17 protein-coding genes and 1 tRNA gene are annotated in these 18,501 nt (G+C 64.0%); 13 read left to right on the top strand and 5 right to left on the bottom strand.

Translation table 11 applies throughout. The features are described 5' to 3' along the window. Positions 1-5: 5 nt before the first annotated feature. From add to HNQ95_RS26105, 6 genes are all read left to right on the top strand, one after another. Positions 6-1,052 carry an adenosine deaminase gene (gene add, locus HNQ95_RS26125; RefSeq protein WP_067966723.1) on the top strand — a complete coding sequence of 349 codons (1,047 nt, stop codon included), beginning with the start codon at positions 6-8 and terminating at the stop codon, positions 1,050-1,052. Positions 1,053-1,144: 92 nt separating this feature from the next. Next, complete coding sequence (locus HNQ95_RS26120) at positions 1,145-2,176, top strand: BMP family lipoprotein (RefSeq protein ID WP_067963072.1); 1,032 nt, start codon at positions 1,145-1,147, stop codon at positions 2,174-2,176. A gap of 75 nt (positions 2,177-2,251) precedes the next feature. Beyond that, positions 2,252-3,787 carry an ABC transporter ATP-binding protein gene (locus HNQ95_RS26115; protein WP_067963069.1) on the top strand — a complete coding sequence of 512 codons (1,536 nt, stop codon included), beginning with the start codon at positions 2,252-2,254 and terminating at the stop codon, positions 3,785-3,787. After that, positions 3,784-4,674, top strand: coding sequence for an ABC transporter permease (locus tag HNQ95_RS26110; protein ID WP_246340979.1), 891 nt, complete (start codon positions 3,784-3,786; stop codon positions 4,672-4,674). The genes HNQ95_RS26115 and HNQ95_RS26110 overlap by 4 nt, the downstream gene beginning before the upstream one ends. 53 nt (positions 4,675-4,727) lie before the next feature. Then, positions 4,728-4,853: a hypothetical protein gene (locus HNQ95_RS34010; protein WP_281381307.1), complete on the top strand. Its 126-nt coding sequence runs from the start codon at positions 4,728-4,730 to the stop codon at positions 4,851-4,853. Further along, positions 4,850-5,782 (top strand): ABC transporter permease, encoded by a 933-nt coding sequence (locus HNQ95_RS26105; protein WP_067963064.1) that lies wholly within the window; start codon positions 4,850-4,852, stop codon positions 5,780-5,782. Before HNQ95_RS34010 ends, HNQ95_RS26105 begins: the two co-directional genes overlap by 4 nt. A 76-nt stretch (positions 5,783-5,858) precedes the next feature. Here the strand turns inward: HNQ95_RS26105 and HNQ95_RS26100 are convergent, their stop codons facing one another. After that, complete coding sequence (locus HNQ95_RS26100; protein ID WP_067963062.1) at positions 5,859-6,692, bottom strand: helix-turn-helix domain-containing protein; 834 nt, start codon at positions 6,690-6,692, stop codon at positions 5,859-5,861. A gap of 163 nt (positions 6,693-6,855) precedes the next feature. Here HNQ95_RS26100 and HNQ95_RS26095 point away from each other — a divergent pair, with 163 nt between their 5' ends. Both HNQ95_RS26095 and HNQ95_RS26090 read left to right on the top strand, forming a co-directional pair. Continuing rightward, the gene (locus HNQ95_RS26095) at positions 6,856-8,094 is read left to right on the top strand and encodes an aminomethyl transferase family protein (protein WP_182575597.1); all 1,239 of its coding nucleotides are present in this window, start codon (positions 6,856-6,858) and stop codon (positions 8,092-8,094) included. Between the two features lie 34 nt (positions 8,095-8,128). Next, positions 8,129-9,175, top strand: coding sequence for a GlxA family transcriptional regulator (locus HNQ95_RS26090; protein WP_154385594.1), 1,047 nt, complete (start codon positions 8,129-8,131; stop codon positions 9,173-9,175). A gap of 151 nt (positions 9,176-9,326) precedes the next feature. Here HNQ95_RS26090 and HNQ95_RS26085 read toward each other — a convergent pair whose 3' ends face one another. The 3 genes from HNQ95_RS26085 to HNQ95_RS26075 all read right to left on the bottom strand — a co-directional run bounded on the left by HNQ95_RS26085 (position 9,327) and on the right by HNQ95_RS26075 (position 11,493). Continuing rightward, positions 9,327-9,944 (bottom strand): hypothetical protein, encoded by a 618-nt coding sequence (locus HNQ95_RS26085; RefSeq protein ID WP_182585837.1) that lies wholly within the window; start codon positions 9,942-9,944, stop codon positions 9,327-9,329. Between the two features lie 421 nt (positions 9,945-10,365). Beyond that, positions 10,366-10,439, bottom strand: a tRNA-Gln gene (locus HNQ95_RS26080). A 109-nt stretch (positions 10,440-10,548) separates the two neighbouring features. Then, positions 10,549-11,493, bottom strand: coding sequence for a lysylphosphatidylglycerol synthase transmembrane domain-containing protein (locus HNQ95_RS26075; RefSeq protein WP_067966720.1), 945 nt, complete (start codon positions 11,491-11,493; stop codon positions 10,549-10,551). Positions 11,494-11,786: 293 nt separating this feature from the next. Between HNQ95_RS26075 and HNQ95_RS26070 the strand changes: the two genes are divergently transcribed. Next, positions 11,787-13,145, top strand: coding sequence for a Ppx/GppA phosphatase family protein (locus tag HNQ95_RS26070; RefSeq protein WP_067963050.1), 1,359 nt, complete (start codon positions 11,787-11,789; stop codon positions 13,143-13,145). Beyond that, on the top strand, positions 13,142-13,864 hold the full coding sequence (locus tag HNQ95_RS26065; protein ID WP_067963048.1) for an RlmE family RNA methyltransferase: 723 nt from the start codon (positions 13,142-13,144) through the stop codon (positions 13,862-13,864). Before HNQ95_RS26070 ends, HNQ95_RS26065 begins: the two co-directional genes overlap by 4 nt. On the opposite strand, the gene HNQ95_RS26060 is transcribed toward HNQ95_RS26065, so the two are convergent. Continuing rightward, positions 13,859-15,268: an MFS transporter gene (locus HNQ95_RS26060; protein ID WP_067963046.1), complete on the bottom strand. Its 1,410-nt coding sequence runs from the start codon at positions 15,266-15,268 to the stop codon at positions 13,859-13,861. The genes HNQ95_RS26065 and HNQ95_RS26060 overlap by 6 nt on opposite strands. A gap of 403 nt (positions 15,269-15,671) precedes the next feature. Here HNQ95_RS26060 and guaB point away from each other — a divergent pair, with 403 nt between their 5' ends. The 3 genes from guaB (at position 15,672) to HNQ95_RS26045 (ending at position 18,501) form a co-directional block, all read left to right on the top strand. Continuing rightward, entirely contained in the window at positions 15,672-17,174 is a 1,503-nt protein-coding gene (gene guaB, locus HNQ95_RS26055; RefSeq protein ID WP_067963042.1) for an IMP dehydrogenase, read from the top strand. 4 nt (positions 17,175-17,178) lie between these two features. Next, entirely contained in the window at positions 17,179-17,754 is a 576-nt protein-coding gene (locus HNQ95_RS26050; protein WP_067966717.1) for a hypothetical protein, read from the top strand. Positions 17,755-18,081: 327 nt separating this feature from the next. Further along, the gene (locus HNQ95_RS26045; RefSeq protein WP_182575598.1) at positions 18,082-18,501 is read left to right on the top strand and encodes an MAPEG family protein; all 420 of its coding nucleotides are present in this window, start codon (positions 18,082-18,084) and stop codon (positions 18,499-18,501) included.

Raw genomic sequence — 18,501 nt, 5'->3', positions numbered from 1 at the left:
AGATGATGCAACTGGAACAATTCGTGCGGACCCTGCCCAAGGCGGAGCTTCATCTGCATCTTGCCGGTGCGGTCAACGCCCGGACCTTCCTCAAGCTGGCGCACAAGAACAATGTTGCGCTGCCTGATTTCGACGAGGTCGAGGACCTCTACCGCTACGACAATCTTGTCGATTTCCTCGACGTCTATGATCTCGTCGCGCGCTCCGTCGTCGACGCAGACGATTTCCACCTGATTGCCTATGAGGCGCTGGAACATGTCGCCAAAGCCGGCGGCCGCTACACCGAATTCTTCTTCAGCCCGCAGGTGCATCAGGATGCCGGCATCAGCTACCAGACCATGTTTTCCGGCATCCTCCAGGCGATGGACGACGCCGAGCGCGACTTCGGCCTGGTGTCGCGGCTCATTCCGGCGATCAATCGCGAGCTGAGCCTCGATCGCAGCCTCGAATTCCTCGAGCTGATTTTGCCGTTCCGCTCCGACAAGGTCATCGGCATCGGCCTCGACTATGACGAGGAGCCGTTTCCGCCGGCGCCGTTCAAACCGGTCTACGACAAGGCGAAGAAGGCGGGCATGCGGCTGACCGCCCATGCCGGCGAGGGCGGCCCTGCGGCCAATGTGCGTGACGCGCTCGACTTGCTCGGCGTCGAGCGCATCGACCATGGCTACCGCGTCATGGAAGATCCCGATCTCGTCGCGCGCTGCATCGCCGAGGACATCGCCTTCACCGTCTGCCCGAGCTCGACAGTCATCCTCACACATTGGCGCGACCTTACCGCCGCCGACCACCCGATCCGCACCATGCTCGATGCCGGTCTCAAGCTGGTGGTCGATACCGACGACCCGCCCATGCTGCAGACCGACCTTGCCAAGGAATACCGGCTGCTTGCCGAAACCATGTCGCTCGACCGGGCGAGCCTTGCCGCGCTGGCGCTGAATTCTCTCGATGCGGCCTGGCTCGACGACAGCACCAGGCGCGCCTGGCGGGCCGAGTGGACCAGGGATATCGACCTGTTGATGGCCGAGCCGGAGGAGGCGCACGTCACCAATTGAGACCAGGCCGGCTCGAGGAGGAGGCGGCCCAACCAACAAGAACAGACGGGATAGAACCCGGACAATAACACCAGAGGGAAAGGTACGATCCTATGTTGAAACATCTCGCGAGAAGGCTGGCGATCTTGGCGATGCTTGCCATATCAGCCATGACAGGCAGTCCCGAGCGCGCAGCGGCAGCCGACCCTGACAAGCTCAACATCGCCGTCATCCTGTCGGCCGGCATCGAGAGTGCCTGGGACGGCACGTTGATCGAGGCGCTAGAACGCGCAAAAGTGGCCAAGCCGCACGGGCTCGACATCACCTGGAAATACACCGACCCGCTGTGGGGCGACGATGCCGGCGATGCCATGCGGCTTTTTGCCGAAAGTGGCGAATATGACGTCATCTGGGCCCACAGCACCTATTCCGACCAGGTCAAGAAGCTGCGGGAAGAGTTTCCCGACATTCTCTTCGTCGTCGTCGGCTCGGGCAATGAAGGGCTCGGCGGCAATCAGTACTGGGTCTACAAGCGTGTCCACGAGCCGGCCTATCTGCTTGGATATGCCGCTGGAAAGCTGACCAAGTCGAACAGGCTGGGCGCCGTCGGAACCTTCCCGGCCGATGACGTCAACGACGAGATCAATGCCTTCTTCGCTGGTGCCAAGGCGGCAAACCCAGCCGTCGAGCGCACCGTCGCCTTCATCGAATCCTGGTACGACCCGGCCAAGGCAGGTGAATACACCAAGGCGCAGATCGCCACGGGCGCCGACCTGATCTTCCAGCTCACCGGCAATTTCAAGCCGTGCGAGGAAGCCAAGATCCTGTGCTTCGGCAATTTCCAGGACCAGAAATCGTTCTCGCCGTCGACCGTGCTGTCCAGCGCCGTGGCGCAGTGGGATCCCGATGTCAGCTGGATCGTCGACGAATGGTGGGCGCACAAGGCGGAAGGAAAGTCTTATCAGGGCAACACAGACAAGCGCTGGTTCGCCATGAAGGACGGCGGCTCGGCCGTCGTGCCCAACGCCGACTTGCAAGCCAACGTGCCCGCCGCGGTCCAGACCGACCTCGACGCGCTCAAGGCCAGGATCATGGCCGGCAGTTTCGAGGTGCCTGTCGACGTCTCCGATCCGAAGGCCAAGTAAGTCCATTGCAAGCCCGGCCGCGACGGGCGCTTCCGCCTGCCGCGGCCCTCGCTCACTCGAAATTGGGTGCCTCCCATGTCCACTGCCTTGCGTGTCGAAGGCCTGACCAAGCGGTTCGCCGGGGTCACCGCCAACGACGATGTCGACTTCGACCTGCGCCGCGGCGAGATCCATTGCCTGTTCGGCGAGAATGGCGCCGGCAAGTCGACGCTTTCGTCCTGCATCTTCGGCTTCTACCGACCTGACAAGGGCGAGATCCTGCTGCGCGATCAGCCTGTGCAGATTGCCTCGCCGATGGACGCCATCCGTCACGGCATCGGCATGGTGCACCAGCATTTCGTGCTCGTTCCCGAATTCACCGTGCTCGAAAACATCATCGTCGGCACGCAGCGCTCGGGCTGGCGGCTGAACGCCGCCGAGGCGCGCCAGAAGCTGAGGGGCATCTGCGACGGCTACGGCATCGATCTCGACCTCGACGCCTATGTCTGGGAGCTGCCTGTCGGGCGCCAGCAATGGGTCGAAATCCTGAAGGCCCTGTATCTCGATGCGCAGATCCTGATCCTCGACGAACCCACGGCGGTGCTGACGCCGGGCGAGTCGAAGGTGCTGTTCGACATCGTCCGCAAGATGTGCGCCCGCGGCATGTCGATCATCCTGATCACCCACAAGCTGGTCGAGGTGATGCAGTCGGACCGGGTCACGGTGCTGCGCAAGGGCAGGGTGGTGGCGACGCTCGACACGCCCGCCACCACGCCCGACGAGCTGGCCAGGCTGATGGTCGGCCGCGACGTCTCCTTCACTGTCACCAAGCCCGAACTGGCTCCCGGCGAAACCATCCTCGCCGTTGAGGGCCTGTCGGCGCGCGGCTTCTGGGGCGATGCGGTGCTGAAGGACGTCTCCTTCTCGGTCGCGCAGCATGAGATTCTCGGCATTGCCGGTGTTGCCGGCAACGGCCAGAAGGAACTGTTCGAGGTGCTTTGCGGCGTGCGCAGGCCCGCCGCCGGTTCGATCCGCTTCAAGGGCGAGGAGGTGGCCGGCATGTCGCCGCGGGCGATGATGGACCGCGGCGTCGGCCACATTCCCGACGACCGTTTCCGCGAAGGACTGGTTCCCGAGTTCAGCGTCGCCGAGAACGTCGTGCTCGGCTGGCAGCGCAGCCCGAAATACTGCAACGGCCCGCTGATGGACCGCGAGGCGATCACCGGCCTGGCGCGGGAGATGATCGGCGAATACCAGATCACCACGCGCGACGAGCATGTGTCGGCCGGAAAACTCTCAGGCGGCAACGCCCAGAAGATCATCATCGCCCGCGAGTTCCTGCATGCCTCGGGCCTGGTGCTCGCCAACCAGCCGACGCGCGGCCTCGACGTCGGCGTCATCGAATATGTGCAGACGCAACTCCTGAAGAAGCGCGCCGAGGGCTTTGCCATCGTGCTGGCCTCGGAGGAGCTCAGCGATCTGTTCAGCCTCGCCGACCGCATCGCGGTGATGTTCAAGGGCGAGATCATGGGCATCGTCGACCCCAGGAAGGTCACGGTCGCCGAGGTCGGCGTGATGATGGCCGGCCGCCGTGGGGACATTGCGGCCAGCAAGGAAAGGGTTTCGGCATGATCGTCTTCGAACGCAGGATGGAGGCGAATGCGCTCTGGACGCTGTCGTCCTTCATCATGGCCATTGTCGCCGGCCTGGCGGCTTCGGCCGTATTGATCGCGTCGACGGGCGCCAATGTGCCTGATGTCTTCGGCGCATTGCTGCAAGGCTCTGTCGGCTCGCCCAAGGCGCTGGCAACGACGCTGGTCAAGGCAACACCGCTGATCCTGACAGGCCTTGCGACTGTCATCGCCTTCCGCGCCCAGATCTGGAGCATTGGCCAGGAAGGGCAGGTCTTTGCCGGGGCGATGGGCGGCTATCTCGGCGCGCAATTGCTTGCCGGCCTGCCGCCGCTGCTGTTTTTCCCCGGCGTGCTCGCACTTGGCATGGCGGCCGGCATGGGGCTCGGCTGGATCGCTGCGGTGCTGCGCAACCGCTTTGCCGTCAACGAGATCATCTCGACGGTCATGCTCAATTATCTCGTCGTCTACCTGCTGTCATGGCTGCTGCAGGGCGGCCCCTGGGGCGAGACGGGCGGCACGATCTCCTACCACCAGTCGCCGATGCTGCCGGATACGGCCTTCCTGCCAGCGCTGTTCGGCAGCAGCCGACTGCATGCCGGGGTGCTTTTGCCCTTCCTCGCTGCCGCCATCTGCGCGCTGGTCATGTCGCGCACGCCTTTGGGTTATGAGATCCGCGGCCTGGGCTACAATCCCGAGGCCTTGCGCCACAAGGGCGTCGACATCGCCCGCACGGTGAGCGTGATCATGATGGCGAGTGCAGCACTTGCCGCCCTAGCCGGCGCCATCGAGCTTTTCGGCGTTTCTCACCGCCTGCGCGCCGACAATCTCATCGGCCTTGGTTATGCCGGCATAATCGTCGGCATGATCGGCGGCCTGAGCCGATAGGAACCGTCTTTGCTGGGCTGTTCTTCGGCGGCCTGGCGAGCGGCGCCGTCTATATGCGGGTGCTCGGCGACGTGCCGGCTTCGCTGGTGCCGGCCATGCAAGGCATCACCTTGTTCTTCTTCCTCTGCGCCGGTGTGCTGGCGCGTTATCGCATCGTCATGGAGGTTGCCGTCCAATGAGCCAGCTGTTCCAGGAAGCGATCATCATCAGCATCCTCGCCTCGACCATCCGTATCATGACGCCTTTGCTGTTCTCGGCGATGGGCGAGCTGATCACCCAGCGTGCCGGAATCTGGAACATGGGCGTCGAGGGCACGATGCTGACCGGCGCCTTTGCCGCCTATCTGGTGGCCACGCTGACCGGTTCGTTGTGGCTGGCGGTACTTGCGGCAATCGTTGCCGGCGCCTTGATGGGCCTCGTCATCGCCTTCATGACCGCGACCCTGCGCGTCGACCATTTCATCGCCGGTCTCGGCCTCAACCTTCTGGCCGGCGGCCTGACGCTCTACTGGTTCCAGAGTTACATCCAGGGCCGCGCCCAGCCGATCTTCTCCGGCTTTCAGGACGTCGACATCCCGCTGCTGTCCGACATTCCCGTCATCGGCCCGGTGCTGTTTTCGCAGCGGGCGCTCACCTATGTCGCCCTGCTGGTCGTACCAGTCGTCTGGTTCCTGCTCTATCGCAGCCGCTACGGCCTCGAACTGCGCTGCCTCGGCGAAAATCCCAAGGCGCTCGACGTCAAGGGCCTAAGCGTTTCGGCCCGGCAATATCTGGCCGTCATGCTGGGAAGTGCGATGACCGGGCTGGGCGGCGGCTTCCTCATGCTCGGCTTTTCCGACCGCTTCCTGGCCGATTTCACCGCCGGTCGCGGCTGGATCGTCATCGTCGCGCTCATCGCCGGCAATTGGCGGCCAAGGGGCGTTCTGATCGCGGTGACGGCTTTCGCTTTCCTGGAGTCGCTCGCCACCCACCTGCAGGTGGTCGGCGCCCAGGTTCCGCACCAGCTGCTGCTCGCGCTGCCCTATCTCGCCTCGATCGGCCTCTTGATGGGCCTGCGCTTCCGCTCGGGCCAGCCGGCGAGGCTCGGCATCCCCTACGCCAGGGAATGACCCGAGGGTTGTCGCTTCCACCGGCATCTTCAACAGGCGACATGCGGCCGGCATGTCGCCTGTTTCGTTATGATGGTCAGAACGCCGTATTGCCCGGGTTCTCCAGCACGTCGCTGGGAGCGCGATAGCCTTTGTTCGCGCGGATTTCGGTCGGCGTCATCGCAAAATTCTGCCTGATATGACGCGAGAAATGAAACGGGTTCTTGTAGCCGCACTGATAGGCGATCTCGGAAACCGACAGGCCGCTTTGCAGCAGCAGGGCCCGGCCGCGATTGGCCCGCATCTGCCAGAGATAGCGCATCGGCGTGACGCCAAGGTGCTTGCGGAACGATGAGATCAGCTGTTGCGGCGACAGGTTGGCGATGGCCGCGAGCGCGCCGCCGGTGATGTCCTTGTCTATGTTTTCATCCATGTGTCGCTTCACCCTGAGGATCTGCCTGGGAACGAAGCGGTCGCGTTCGCTGAGCCGCGCCTCATGGAAGAAGGCGGTGTAGAGCGCGTAGCCAACGGCATTGCGCACGTCGTTGAGGCCGGTGCTCGAGGAAAAGCCGAGCTCGACGCCGATGCGCAGCAAAGCGGCCAGTCTTTCGGTCAGAGCGACGACAGGCGAGGCGCCGGCGAGCGGCGAGGGCCCGCTTGCCCAGATCTTGCCGGGTACGCCTTCGCACCATCCCACCCGGTGCAGGATGTCGCGTTCCATCTCGATCAGGAACAGGCGGTCATTCTTGAAGAAGGCGGCTTGGCCACCCGCAAGGGTCGTTTTCTCGTCGTCGCAGGTGACCCTGATCAACCCCTCATGGACGAAGATCAGGCTGACATACTGCCTCGACAAAGGTCCATAGACGCCGCCGCGGGAATAGGTCGCCTCGCCGAAGGCGAAACCGTGGCCGACGTCGACGATGGAGTCCATGCCAGCACACCCTCTGCTTTGTTCAGGTAAAGCATAGTAAGATCGCTGTTGGATAAATTCCATCCCGGCTTTAATCAGGGATATGCATTGCCGTTGGCGCGGTATTCTCTCCGCGCCCCGCTGGCTGCACAGTCAAGACACTCACGTCAGGAGGAGAAAGACAGTGCAGGACAAGGCTGAACTGGCAGGCAACGGCACACCGTTCCATGCTGCGACGAGCGCCGAGATGCGGACCACCTGGTGGTATCAGTGGGACAAATACATCGTCCCCGACGTCTATACGAGCATGCCGCAGGAACTGGCGGCGATCCGCAACGCGGTAGCCATGATCGACATGTCGCCGCTGCCCAAGATGGAGCTGCGTGGCCCCGACGCGCATCGCCTCGTCGACCGGCTGATGACCCGCGACATGACGCGGCTCGCGGTCGACCACGTGATGTATGCGCCATGGTGCAACCGCGACGGCCTTCTGGTCGGCGACGGCCTGGTTTTCCGCCTCGCGGACGACTGGTTCATCGTCTCGGGTGAAACAAGCCACGCATGGTTTGCCAGTCAGGCCGGCGGCCTGCAGGTTACGATCCGCAACGCCTCCGACGACTATGGCATCCTCTCGCTGCAGGGGCCGCGCGCCTTCGACCTGATGCAGGCGGCGACCGGCCGCGACTGGTCCGGCCTCAAATTTTCGCAGATCGGGCGCGCCGCCATTGCCGGCCATGACATTCTTGTTGCCCGGCAGGGCTTCACCGGCGAACTCGGCTTCGAGCTCTGGGTGCCGAGGGCAGCGGGTGCCGCAGTCTGGCAAGAACTCCAGGCCGTCGGCCAGCCATTCGGCGTTTTGCCGGCGGGCGAATATGCCGTTGACGTCGCCCGCATCGAGGCCGGCCTGATCCTGGTCTCGGCCGATTACAACGGCGCCGGTCCCGATCCCCGCACCGCGCGCGTCGACGTCACAGACGAATTGAACATCACGCCGATCGAGGCCGGCCTTGGGCGGCTGATCGATTTCGGCAGCGATTTTGTCGGCAAGCAGGCGCTTCAGGCCGCCGCGGCCGAGCCGGGGCGGCGCTTCGTCGGGTTGCACTATGACGCCAGCGCGATCGTCACCGCGGCTGCCGAAAACAGCGCTTGCGGCACCGCACTGTCCCGGGTGTATTGGGGCTCGGTGCCCATCTTCCACAAGGGTACCTCCCACGCCGGCAAACCGGTGGGCCGCGCCTCGAGCCTTGCCTTCAGCCCGACGCTGAAGCGCGCCATCAGCTTCGCTTTCCTGCCCGCCGAGCTGTCGTCACCGGGCACGGTTGTCGATGTCGAGCTGAAGGACGACGAGGGTGCGGCCATCGGGCGGGTCCCGGCCACTGTTGTCTCCTTGCCGTTCATCGAAATCCGCCGCTCGAAAGGTTGACGACGGCACATAACGACCTCGGGAGGAGAGGCACGTGAACATCGCTCACAGGCCCGCATCGTTTGATCCTGAAGCCCGGCCACGCGCCGCACGGGCTCTCTCCTCCGGCGCGTCCACGACATCCGAGGTGTCGAGCTTCCAGATCCTGCTCTTGCCCGGTTTCTCGCAGCTCTGCCTGGCATCGATGATCGAGCCGCTCAGGCTCGCCAATTCATTGTCGGGCAGGGAGCTGTTCCGCTGGCAGCTGGCAAGCCTCGACGGCTGTCAGGTGGTCTGCGCCAGCGGCATGGCGCTTGACGTGGCCGGCAATATCTTTGCCGAGGAGGCGGCGGTCACCGCGTGCCGCCACACAGCCGTGCTGGTCTGCGCCGGCGAGGGCGTCGAGCAGCACGCTACCTGCGAACTGCGCAATTTCCTGCGCCGCATCCACCGCGCCGCCGTGCCGATCTATGCCTTGGGCACCGCGACCTGGCTGCTCGCCGACGCCAGGCTGCTCGACGAGGCCCGCTGCACCATCCACTGGGGCAAGATGGCGGCGCTGTACGAGACCTTTTACGGCCTTGCCATCGACGATGCACTGTTTGTCCGCGACGGCTCCATCGTCACCTGCGCCGGCGCGTTTGCCGGCTTCGACCTGGCGATGGATCTGGTGGGGCAGCATGGCGACGTCGAGCTGGTGCGCACCATCTGCCAGCATCTCGCCGCCGACCGCTGGCGCGACGGGGCGAGCGCCCAGTCGCTGCTGCCCGGCTTGCGTTTCGGCAGCGGCGGCAAGAAGCTGTCGCGCATCCTGCAGCTGATGGAGCGGAACATCGAGGACCCGCTGTCGCTTGAGGACATCGCCCGCGAGGTGTCATTGTCCAGGCGCCAGATCGAACGCCTGTTCGAGCGCCATCTGTCGACCACGCCGCGTCAGCATTACCTCAGACTCAAGCTCCGTCGCGCCCGGCAGCTGATCGAAATGACCGACATGTCGGTCACCGACATCGCCATCGCCTGCGGCTTCGATTCGGCGTCCTACTTCTCGAAAAGCTTCAAGGAACATTTCGGCATCCTGCCGAGCGTGCTGCGCGCGCGGTGAGGTGCGGGAGCAGGACGAGGGCGGTGCGCCGGGCGTGGGGCAGGGCCAGCCAGGCGGGCAATCGCCTCTCCAATGCATTGCATCGCCTCGCTTCGGTGCCGACAGACAGCCGATCACAGCAGGGTGCATCATAGGCAACCGGCTGAACTCTTCAGGTCGCGCCTAGCCGTTGCTTGACTCCGTCGAGGAAGTATTTCCGCGTCAGATAGCTCGATATCTGCCCCTGCTCGCTCAGCTTTACACCGACGATCGCACCGGCATCCGCCATGTACTTTGATGCATGTTTCGCGATGATGACGTCGGCATCATCGTCGAAATGGTTTGATCCGTACAGGATCATCATGACCTTCTGTGCGTGGAGCACGCCCAGCTTAAAATCGTCGTCCATCTCCCTCGTCGCCGTCAGGTAATTCTGTACGACCTCCCTGCCGCGAGCTCCTGTCAGCTTCGCCAGCGTGCTCGTGATCACTCTCCCCAAATCTTCGCCGGCGAGTTTACTGTTGGAGCTGAACGCAGCCAGCACCCGGATCATCCCGCCAAAATATCCAAGTACATAGGGGTCACGCCAAAACCCCGGCGGGATGCCGCCATCCATTTCCTTCAGTCGTACCAGTTGCACGCAAGCTTCTGTCGCCACGTTGACGGCATTTGCCTTCCGAATCCAACCGAACATCGCTCCCCCAGCCCGAAACCCGGCAGCGGACGCCAGCTTAGCGTTTGAACCTGCCGACATAATCCCAGATTGCTTGATCAAAATTGTATTTGCCACGGATTGCAACTTACCAAACTTAGGCGTTCTCGGCTCTCTACATCTCCTTTGAAGTAGACATGCTGTCGCGTTCAAGGCGGGTTGGACGATGTCCACGCGGGCATAACCAGATCAGCTCGCTCAGAAGGCAATCTGCGCCACGAAGTACATGGCTGCGAAGTTGCCAGCGGCCGAGACGGCCGCCTGCTGACTATGCGGAAGGAAGGTGCCGCTCCATGGCGTGCAGGGTGAGACAAGCGCCTGGCGGGGCATTCCTCCAGCAAAGCCGTGTAAGCCTCGTGTCGCCGGGCTCAGCGGAGTGCCCCCCAAGATGCTGATGGAGATAAAGGGGGAGGATTGGTATTAGGCTTTGGTGAGCAACCAAAACGGGGGCCGGCAGTACTGGAATGAATTTAGGGATTAAAGGCTTTTAGAGAAAATTTGGCTGGGGAACCTGGATTCGAACCAGGACTAACGGAGTCAGAGTCCGTGGGTCTACCGTTAACCTATTCCCCAGCAAGGCCGATCTGGTGTCGGCCGCGACGCTTGTTCAACGCCGCCGGTGCGCGCCTTTTAGCCGCCGCCGGGAAATAGTCAACCCCACAGGCGGCGGCAATTTTGGTTTTCAGCTCTTGTCCGTGTTGCCGCTGCGTCCGAACTGCGAATGCTCGAACCCAAGCACGGCGACGATGCCGAGAATGAGCGGAATGATGAGATAAAACAGGCGGAAAACCAAAAGCGCGGCAAGCACTGTCGCCGGGTCCATTTCCGGCAGGCCGGTGAGGAAAACCACTTCGAGCACGCCGAGGCCGCCCGGCGCATGTGATGCCTGCGCCACCGCAAACGAGACCAGGAAGATGCCGAGCACGATCAGGTAGCCGGGATTGTTCTCAGTGGGCAGGGCGAAATAGATGATCGCAGCCGCTGCCAGGATTTCCAGAGGGCCGATGATCAGCTGGCGCGCGACGATGGGCAGGGACGGGTAATAGAGGCGGAAGCTGCGGATGGCGAGCGGCTTGAGATGCAGCCAGCTGCCGAAGACGTAAGCCGCGACTGATACGAGCATGGCAATGCCGAGTGCGATCCACCAGCCTTCATGGCTGCCTTCGGTGTAGCGGTCGAGCAGGCCGGGCTCGAGCAGAATCACCACGGCGCCGACAAAGACGCTCGACAGCACGAAGGTGAACCAGCAGATGCCGACAAGGACGCCTACGTCCTGGCCGGTCAAACCCTTGCTGGCATAGGCGCGATAGCGGATGACGGCGCCCGAAAACACCGAGCCGCCGATATTGTGCGACAGCGCATAGGTGGTGAAGGAACAGACGGTGACGAAGAACCACGACACGCGTTTGCGCAGGTGCAGAAGGGCGATGTGGTCATAGCCGGCAAGCGCGGCATAAGCGACGACGGAGCTCAATGCCGACAGGATCCAGCCATGCGGCGGGATGGCGGCGAGCCCGCTCCAGACATCGTCGAGGGAGATTTCGCGCCACTCATTGTAGAGCAGCCAGGCAGAAACGGCGACGGCGCCGAGCCCGATGACGGGCCAGATAAAGTCCTTGATTCTCATGCGGCTGCGCTTGCCCACTCCTTTCGGTCTGGCGTTTCGATACCTCGTATTGTGGCTATGCGTCCGCTCGCACGACCGGGTGGGGTTCCAGCTTTGCCCCATCAAAGCCGGCTATTCAACCCGAGCTGCGGTTTTCTGTGCGCAAGCCCGGCGCGTCCGGCATGCCGGGCGGCAAATTACGACGCGGGCGGCCTTGGTGATCGGCGCGCACGCTGATACTGTGGCCGCAACACAAGATGAGATGCGCGTGCAGCGTCCGAAAGGTTCGCGCGGCGCCAGAAGGAAGTTGCAAGGTGAAGGACCGCGAGCCCGGCGCTGACGCGTCGGATGCGGGTGTCTCCCGGGATGGGTCGTCGCGTCACAGCGCCGGCCGATCTCAAAAGGGCCGTCAGGCCGCCGCACGACCGGTCAACGGTCACGGCCAAGGGGACGCTGCGCAACACAAGACAAAGACCCGGAAAAGGCGCAAGCGCCGGCGCGGGCGCAAGGTTTTTGCGCGCGATGGCGCACAACCCGTTGCCGGCGGCGGACAGGCTGAAACAGCCATCCCGCCGGCCGCACTCAAGCCGAACATGCCGCCGGCAAAACCTGGTCCCGCACCCAGGCCGGATCAGGCCGAGCTGGCACGTCGCGTGCCGACGGCCGAGCTGCCGGTCTTTGCCGCGCTCGACCTCGGCACCAACAATTGCCGCTTGCTGGTCGCCGTACCAGGCAGGCCCGGGCAGTTCCGTGTCATCGATGCCTTCTCGCGCATCGTCAGGCTGGGCGAGGGACTGTCGGCATCGGGGCGGCTGGGCCAGCCGGCGATGGACCGCGCCGTCGAGGCGCTCAAGGTCTGCAGCGACAAGCTGCGCAACCGCAAGATCCGGCAGGCGCGGCTGATCGCCACCGAAGCCTGCCGCACGGCAGCGAACGGGGCCGAGTTCATCGACCGCGTCGAACGCGAAGCGGGCCTCAAGCTCGAGATCATCGACCGCCAGACCGAGGCGCGGCTTGCCGTTTCCGGCTGCGGCTCGCTGGTCGAGCGCGACACCGACGGCGTCGTCCTGTTCGACATTGGCGGCGGCTCGTCCGAGATCGCGCTGATCGACGTCTCGCGCCATCGTTCGCCGCGCCTGGCGAATCATATCGTCTCGTGGACCTCGCTGCCTGTCGGCGTCGTCTCGCTCGCCGAGCGATTCGGCGGCCGCACGGTGACGCGCGAGATCTTTGCCGCCATGGTCGAGGATGTCGCGACGCGGCTGCGCGCCTTCGACGGGCGCGACCGCCTGAGCCACATCGTCTCCAGCCCGAAATTCCACCTCCTGGGAACGTCTGGAACGGTGACCACGCTGGCCGGCGTGCATCTCGAACTCGACCGCTACGACCGTCGCCGCGTCGACGGCCTGTGGATGGACGGCTCAAGCGTCGACCGCATGGTCGAAAAAGTGCTCGGCTGGGATTTCCAGCAGCGCGTCGCCAATCCCTGCATCGGTGCCGACCGGGCCGACCTGGTGCTCGCCGGCTGCGCCATTCTCGAGGCGATCCGCGCGGTGTGGCCGTCGGAAAGGCTGCGTGTCGCCGACAGGGGCTTGCGCGAAGGCATATTGAGCGAATTGATGGCCGATGACGGCGTGTGGCGCCGCAACTGGCGAAACGGACAAATGAGATGACCAAGAAGCCGACTAAGCCGGAGGTGGCGGCAGGCGCGACACGCGTGATGCGCACCAAGATCAAGAAGAAGCGCGGCCTCAAGGAATCGTCGCGCCGCTGGCTCGAGCGCCACATGAACGATCCTTATGTCCAGCGCTCCAAGGCCGACGGCTACCGCTCGCGCGCGGCCTACAAGCTGATCGAGATCGACGACAAGCATCATCTGCTCAAGCCCGGCATGAAGATCATCGATCTCGGTGCCGCGCCCGGCGGCTGGTGCCAGGTGGCGGCGGCCCGCACCGGCTCGACCGCCGAGAACCCGCATGTCGTCGGCATCGACTATCTCGAAATGGATGCCGTGCCCGGTGCGCCCGTGCTGCTGATGGATTTTCTGGATGACGCCGCGCCGCAGCGGCTTTCGGAAACGCTCGGCGGCGCCCCCGACGTCGTGCTCTCCGACATGGCGGCGCCGACGACGGGCCACCGCCGCACCGACCACATCCGCACCATGCATCTGTGCGAGGTCGCCGCCGATTTTGCCATTTCGGTGCTCAAGCCGGGCGGCCACTTCCTGGCCAAGACCTTCCAGGGCGGCACCGAGGCCGAGCTCTTGAACCTGCTCAAGCAGAATTTCCGCAGCGTCCATCACGTCAAGCCGCCGGCCTCGCGCGACGAATCGGCCGAGCTTTATTTGCTCGCCAAGGACTTCAAGGGCAGGGCTGCCGCCGACCCGTCATAGCTGTTGCGGCTCTTCGGCTGTGGGCCTCGGCCCGCCATGACCTGAAATGGCCTTGCCGGCGTCGGGCGCCAGCCGCACAAACAAAAGCATCGGCAGGGCCGTGATGACGGCAATGACCAGGAAGGCGAAGGTGAAGCCTGCGCCGCCGATGGCCTGGCCTGTGAACACGCTCCACAACTCCAGCGCGCCGCCGCCGACGGCAACGCCGAGCGCCACCGTGATCTGCTGGGCGGCCGCCGAAATCGCCGTTGCCTGGCCGCTCTGCGCCGGCTCGATATCGGCGAACACCAGAGCGTTGGTGGAGGTGAAGAACATCGAGCGCAGGAAGCCGGCGAGGAACAGCACCGACAGGATCAGCAGGTAAGGCGTCTCGGCCGTGAAAAAGCCGTTGGCGGCGATCAGGCAGGCCGAGCAGCCCGAGGCGACCAGAAGCACGGTGCGGAAGCCGACAGTGCGCAGGATGCGCGGCGCCACGAATTTCATCGTCAGCGCGCCCGCAGCGGTTGCGAAGGTGATCATGCCGGACTGGAACGGCGTCAGCCCGAAGCCGAGCTGGAACAGCAGCGGCAAGAGGAACGGCGTCGCGCCGACGCCGATGCGGAACAGCGATCCGCCCGCAATGGCCGTCCGGAACACCGGGTTGGAAAACAGCTTGAGCTGCAGCAGCGGGTAATCCCTGCCCCTGGCGTGCCTGACATAGAGCAGGGCGCTGATCACGCCGATGCCGATGGTCACGACGCCAACGACCGGCGGCAATGCCGGCAGGCTGACGACCGACAGGCCGAAGACGATGCCCGAGGCGGCGATGGCCGAGAGGAAGAAGCCTGTGACGTCGAGCGGGCGTGTCGGCTCGGGCGGGATTTCAGGCAGGAAACGCCCGGACAGCCAGATGCCGATCGCGCCGATCGGGATGTTGATCAGGAAGATCCAATGCCAGGCAAAGAAGGTGGTGATGAAGCCGCCGACCGGCGGGCCGATCAGTGGGCCGATGAGGGCAGGGATGGTCAGCGTCGCCATGGCCGACACCAGCCCGCTCTTCTCAGTTGTGCGCACCAGCACCAGGCGCGCCACCGGCGTCATCATCGATCCGCCCATGCCCTGCAGGAAGCGCGCCAGCACGAACTCGCCTAGGGAACCAGAGACGGCGCAGGCGACCGAGCCCAGCATGAACACGCCGATGGCGACGCGGAAGACCAGCTTGGCGCCGAAGCGGTCGGCCATCCAGGCGCTGATCGGGATGAAGATGGCGAGCGAGACGAGATAGGCCGTCAGCGCCAGCTTGAGCGCGATCGGGCTCGTACCGATGTCGGTGGCGATCGCCGGCAAGGACGTTGCGATGACGGTCGAATCCATGTTCTCCATGAACAGGGCGACGGCAAGGATCAGCGGGGTGGTTCTGTTCACGCGGGGCAAGTCCGGGGGGCAGGAAGTCTGACGCAAGGCGGTCGCTGGTTCGACCGCAACCGAGCGTTATCACGGATGCCTTGATATGTCCGTAGCCAGCGCCTTTTGCAATTCAGGGCCAGATACTTCGAGGTGCCGGCCTCGCGGGCATAACGCATCGTCTCGGCGATGCGTTCCGAGGTTGGCGGATGTGTCGACAGGAAGTCGTTGTCGTCCTTGCCGCCATGTTTGTCGTGCCGGGCGCAAGCCGGCCGATCTGCGCGGCGTGCAATTGGCCGTCATCATGCGCTTTTCATCGCTTCGAAGACGTGGTACCAGCCACCGCCAATCCTGAAAGGGAAAAGACGAGTCGACGCTGCATACCAATGGTTCCAGCGTCCCTTCACGCATTCCGAGGTTGGCCATGGCAAAAATCATCGAATCCTCCACCGGCGCTCTGGCGCTGACCTTTGACGACGTGCTGCTGCAGCCCGGCCATTCCGAGGTCATGCCCGGCGAGACCGACATCAGCACCCGCATTGCCGGCGACATCGACCTCAACGTGCCGATCATTTCGGCGGCCATGGACACAGTGACCGAGGCGCGGCTGGCGATTGCCATGGCCCAGGCCGGCGGCATCGGCGTCATCCACCGCAACTTCACCCCGGTCGAACAGGCCGAGCAGGTCCGCCAGGTCAAGAAGTTCGAATCCGGCATGGTGGTCAATCCCGTCACGATCGGCCCGGATGCCACGCTGGCCGACGCGCTCACCTTGATGCGCACGCATGGCATTTCAGGCATTCCGGTCGTCGAGAATGGCGGCACCGGCGGTCACCAGACCGGCCGTCTTGTCGGCATCCTGACCAATCGCGACGTGCGTTTTGCCTCCGACCCGGCGCAGAAGGTCTACGAGCTGATGACCCGCGAGAACCTGATCACCGTCAAGGAGACGGTCGAGCAGGACGAAGCCAAGCGCCTGCTGCACCAGCACCGCATCGAAAAACTGCTCGTCGTCGACAAGCATGGCAATTGCGTCGGCCTCATCACCGTCAAGGATATGGAGAAGTCACAGCTCAACCCGAACGCTTCCAAGGATGCGCAGGGACGCCTCAGGGCGGCAGCGGCCACCAGCGTCGGCGATGACGGCTTCGAGCGCGCCGAACGGCTGATCGATGCCGGCGTCGACCTGCTCGTCATCGACACAGCGCATGGCCATTCGCAGCGCGTGCTCGACGCAGTTGCCCGCGCCAAGAAGATTTCCAACTCGGTCCGCATCATGGCCGGCAACGTCGCCACCGCCGACGGCGCCCAGGCGCTGATCGATGCAGGAGCCGACGCCGTCAAGGTCGGTATCGGACCAGGCTCGATCTGCACCACGCGCATCGTCGCAGGCGTCGGCGTGCCGCAGCTTTCGGCCATCATGTCGGCCGTCGAGGCTGCCCAGAAGTCCGGCGTCACCGTCATTGCCGACGGCGGCATCAAATATTCGGGCGATCTGGCCAAGGCGCTTGCCGCTGGCGCCGGCGCTGCGATGATCGGCTCGCTGCTTGCCGGCACCGAGGAAAGCCCGGGCGAGGTCTATCTGCACCAGGGCCGCTCGTTCAAGGCCTATCGCGGCATGGGCTCGGTGGGCGCCATGGCGCGCGGCTCGGCCGACCGCTACTTCCAGGCCGAGGTGCGCGACACGCTCAAGCTGGTGCCTGAGGGCATCGAGGGTCAGGTGCCCTACAAGGGCCCGGTCGGCGGTGTGCTGCACCAGCTCGCCGGCGGCCTCAAGGCTGCCATGGGTTATGTCGGCGGTCGCACCCTGGCCGATTTCCGCGAGCGCGCCACCTTCGTGCGCATCTCCAACGCCGGCCTGCGCGAGAGCCACGCGCATGACGTGACCATCACCCGCGAAAGCCCGAACTATCCGGGCGGCATGTGATTTGATGGTGCTGCGGCTGCGGCGCCACGCGGCCGCATTATGTGTCGCCACGGCGGCGGTCTTCGCCGCCATGACGATGCTGGAGTTCCTCTATTTCCGCAGCCTGAGCGGCGGCCTGCCGTCGCTCGACCTGCGTTTTCTCGGTTTCTCCGAGGCCGAGGGTTTTGCCTGGATCGCGGCCATGGGGCGGCCGGGTGCCGAGATCATTCTCGTCTGGCACTATCTGACCTTCGATCTGATCTTCCCGGCACTGCTGTCAGCCACTTTGGTCAGCCTGATGCTGAAATCAGGCGAGCGTCTCAAGCGTTTTTCGAGCTTGTCCGAAACCATGCGCTCGGTCACGGCTTTGACCCTGGTGCTGCCCTATATGATATCAGACTATGCCCAGAACATCGTCGTTGCGCGCATCCTGTCCGACCCGGCATCGGCCGGCTCAAGGTCGATGTCGCTGGCCTCGGCGCTTGTCGTGACCAAGTTCGCATTTCTGGCGGTGCCGGTTGTCGTCATCGCTGCCTTTGCCCTGGCGGCGAAGCGCAACCGATCAAATTCGGCCGACGTTGGAAGCCACAGGGCTGGCTGACAGGCTTAGAGCCGTATCGAGCATTTCTGTTTCTTCTCGGATTCGACCGGCTCGGAGACTCGGTAGCGGGCGAGCAAGCCGTGACGTGCCTTCGCCCCCGGGCGGTTCGTGGCCGTCAATCCTCGCGCATCGTGCGTTCGTGGGGCTGGATGACCGAAAGGGCCGGCTGAAAGCGATTGGCGGTTGCGGGAAGCATCATGTTTGGCCGATCATGGGACTGTGCTTTTCGTCCCTAGTCTCGTCCGCGCCAGTGAATTCTCCGTTAATCAAGATGAAGTGTTGTGACGGATATTCTTGTGATTATCTGCTTTTATTCAGGGGATGCTTATGAACCAGGCCACGATTTTCTGGCCCATGCTTGCCCAGGTCCTGCTGGTCTACATCGTCTATGCCGTACTTTCGGCCAGGCGCAGGAATGCTGTCCGGTCCGGCGAAGCGCGGATCAATCAGTTCAAGACGCGGTCCACCGAACCTGAATCCAGCGTCACCGCCGCCAACAACATCATTAACCAGTTCGAACTGCCGGTGCTGCTCTACGCCGCCTGCCTGTCGCTCTATGTGACGTCGGGCGTTTCATATGTGGCGCTGTTGCTGGCCTGGCTGTTCGTGGCGTCGCGCTATACGCATGCCTGGTTCCACCTGACCGCCAACAGGGTCAAGTATCGCAGCAGGGCCTTCATTCTTGGCGCGCTGCTTCTCGCGCTGATCTGGATCTGGTTTGCGCTGCACCTTGCCGGCGCGGTCTGA

The organism is Aminobacter ciceronei, from assembly GCF_014138625.1.
In the GTDB taxonomy this organism is placed as follows: domain Bacteria; phylum Pseudomonadota; class Alphaproteobacteria; order Rhizobiales; family Rhizobiaceae; genus Aminobacter; species Aminobacter ciceronei.
This window is presented reverse-complemented; position numbering and strand designations above follow the sequence as displayed.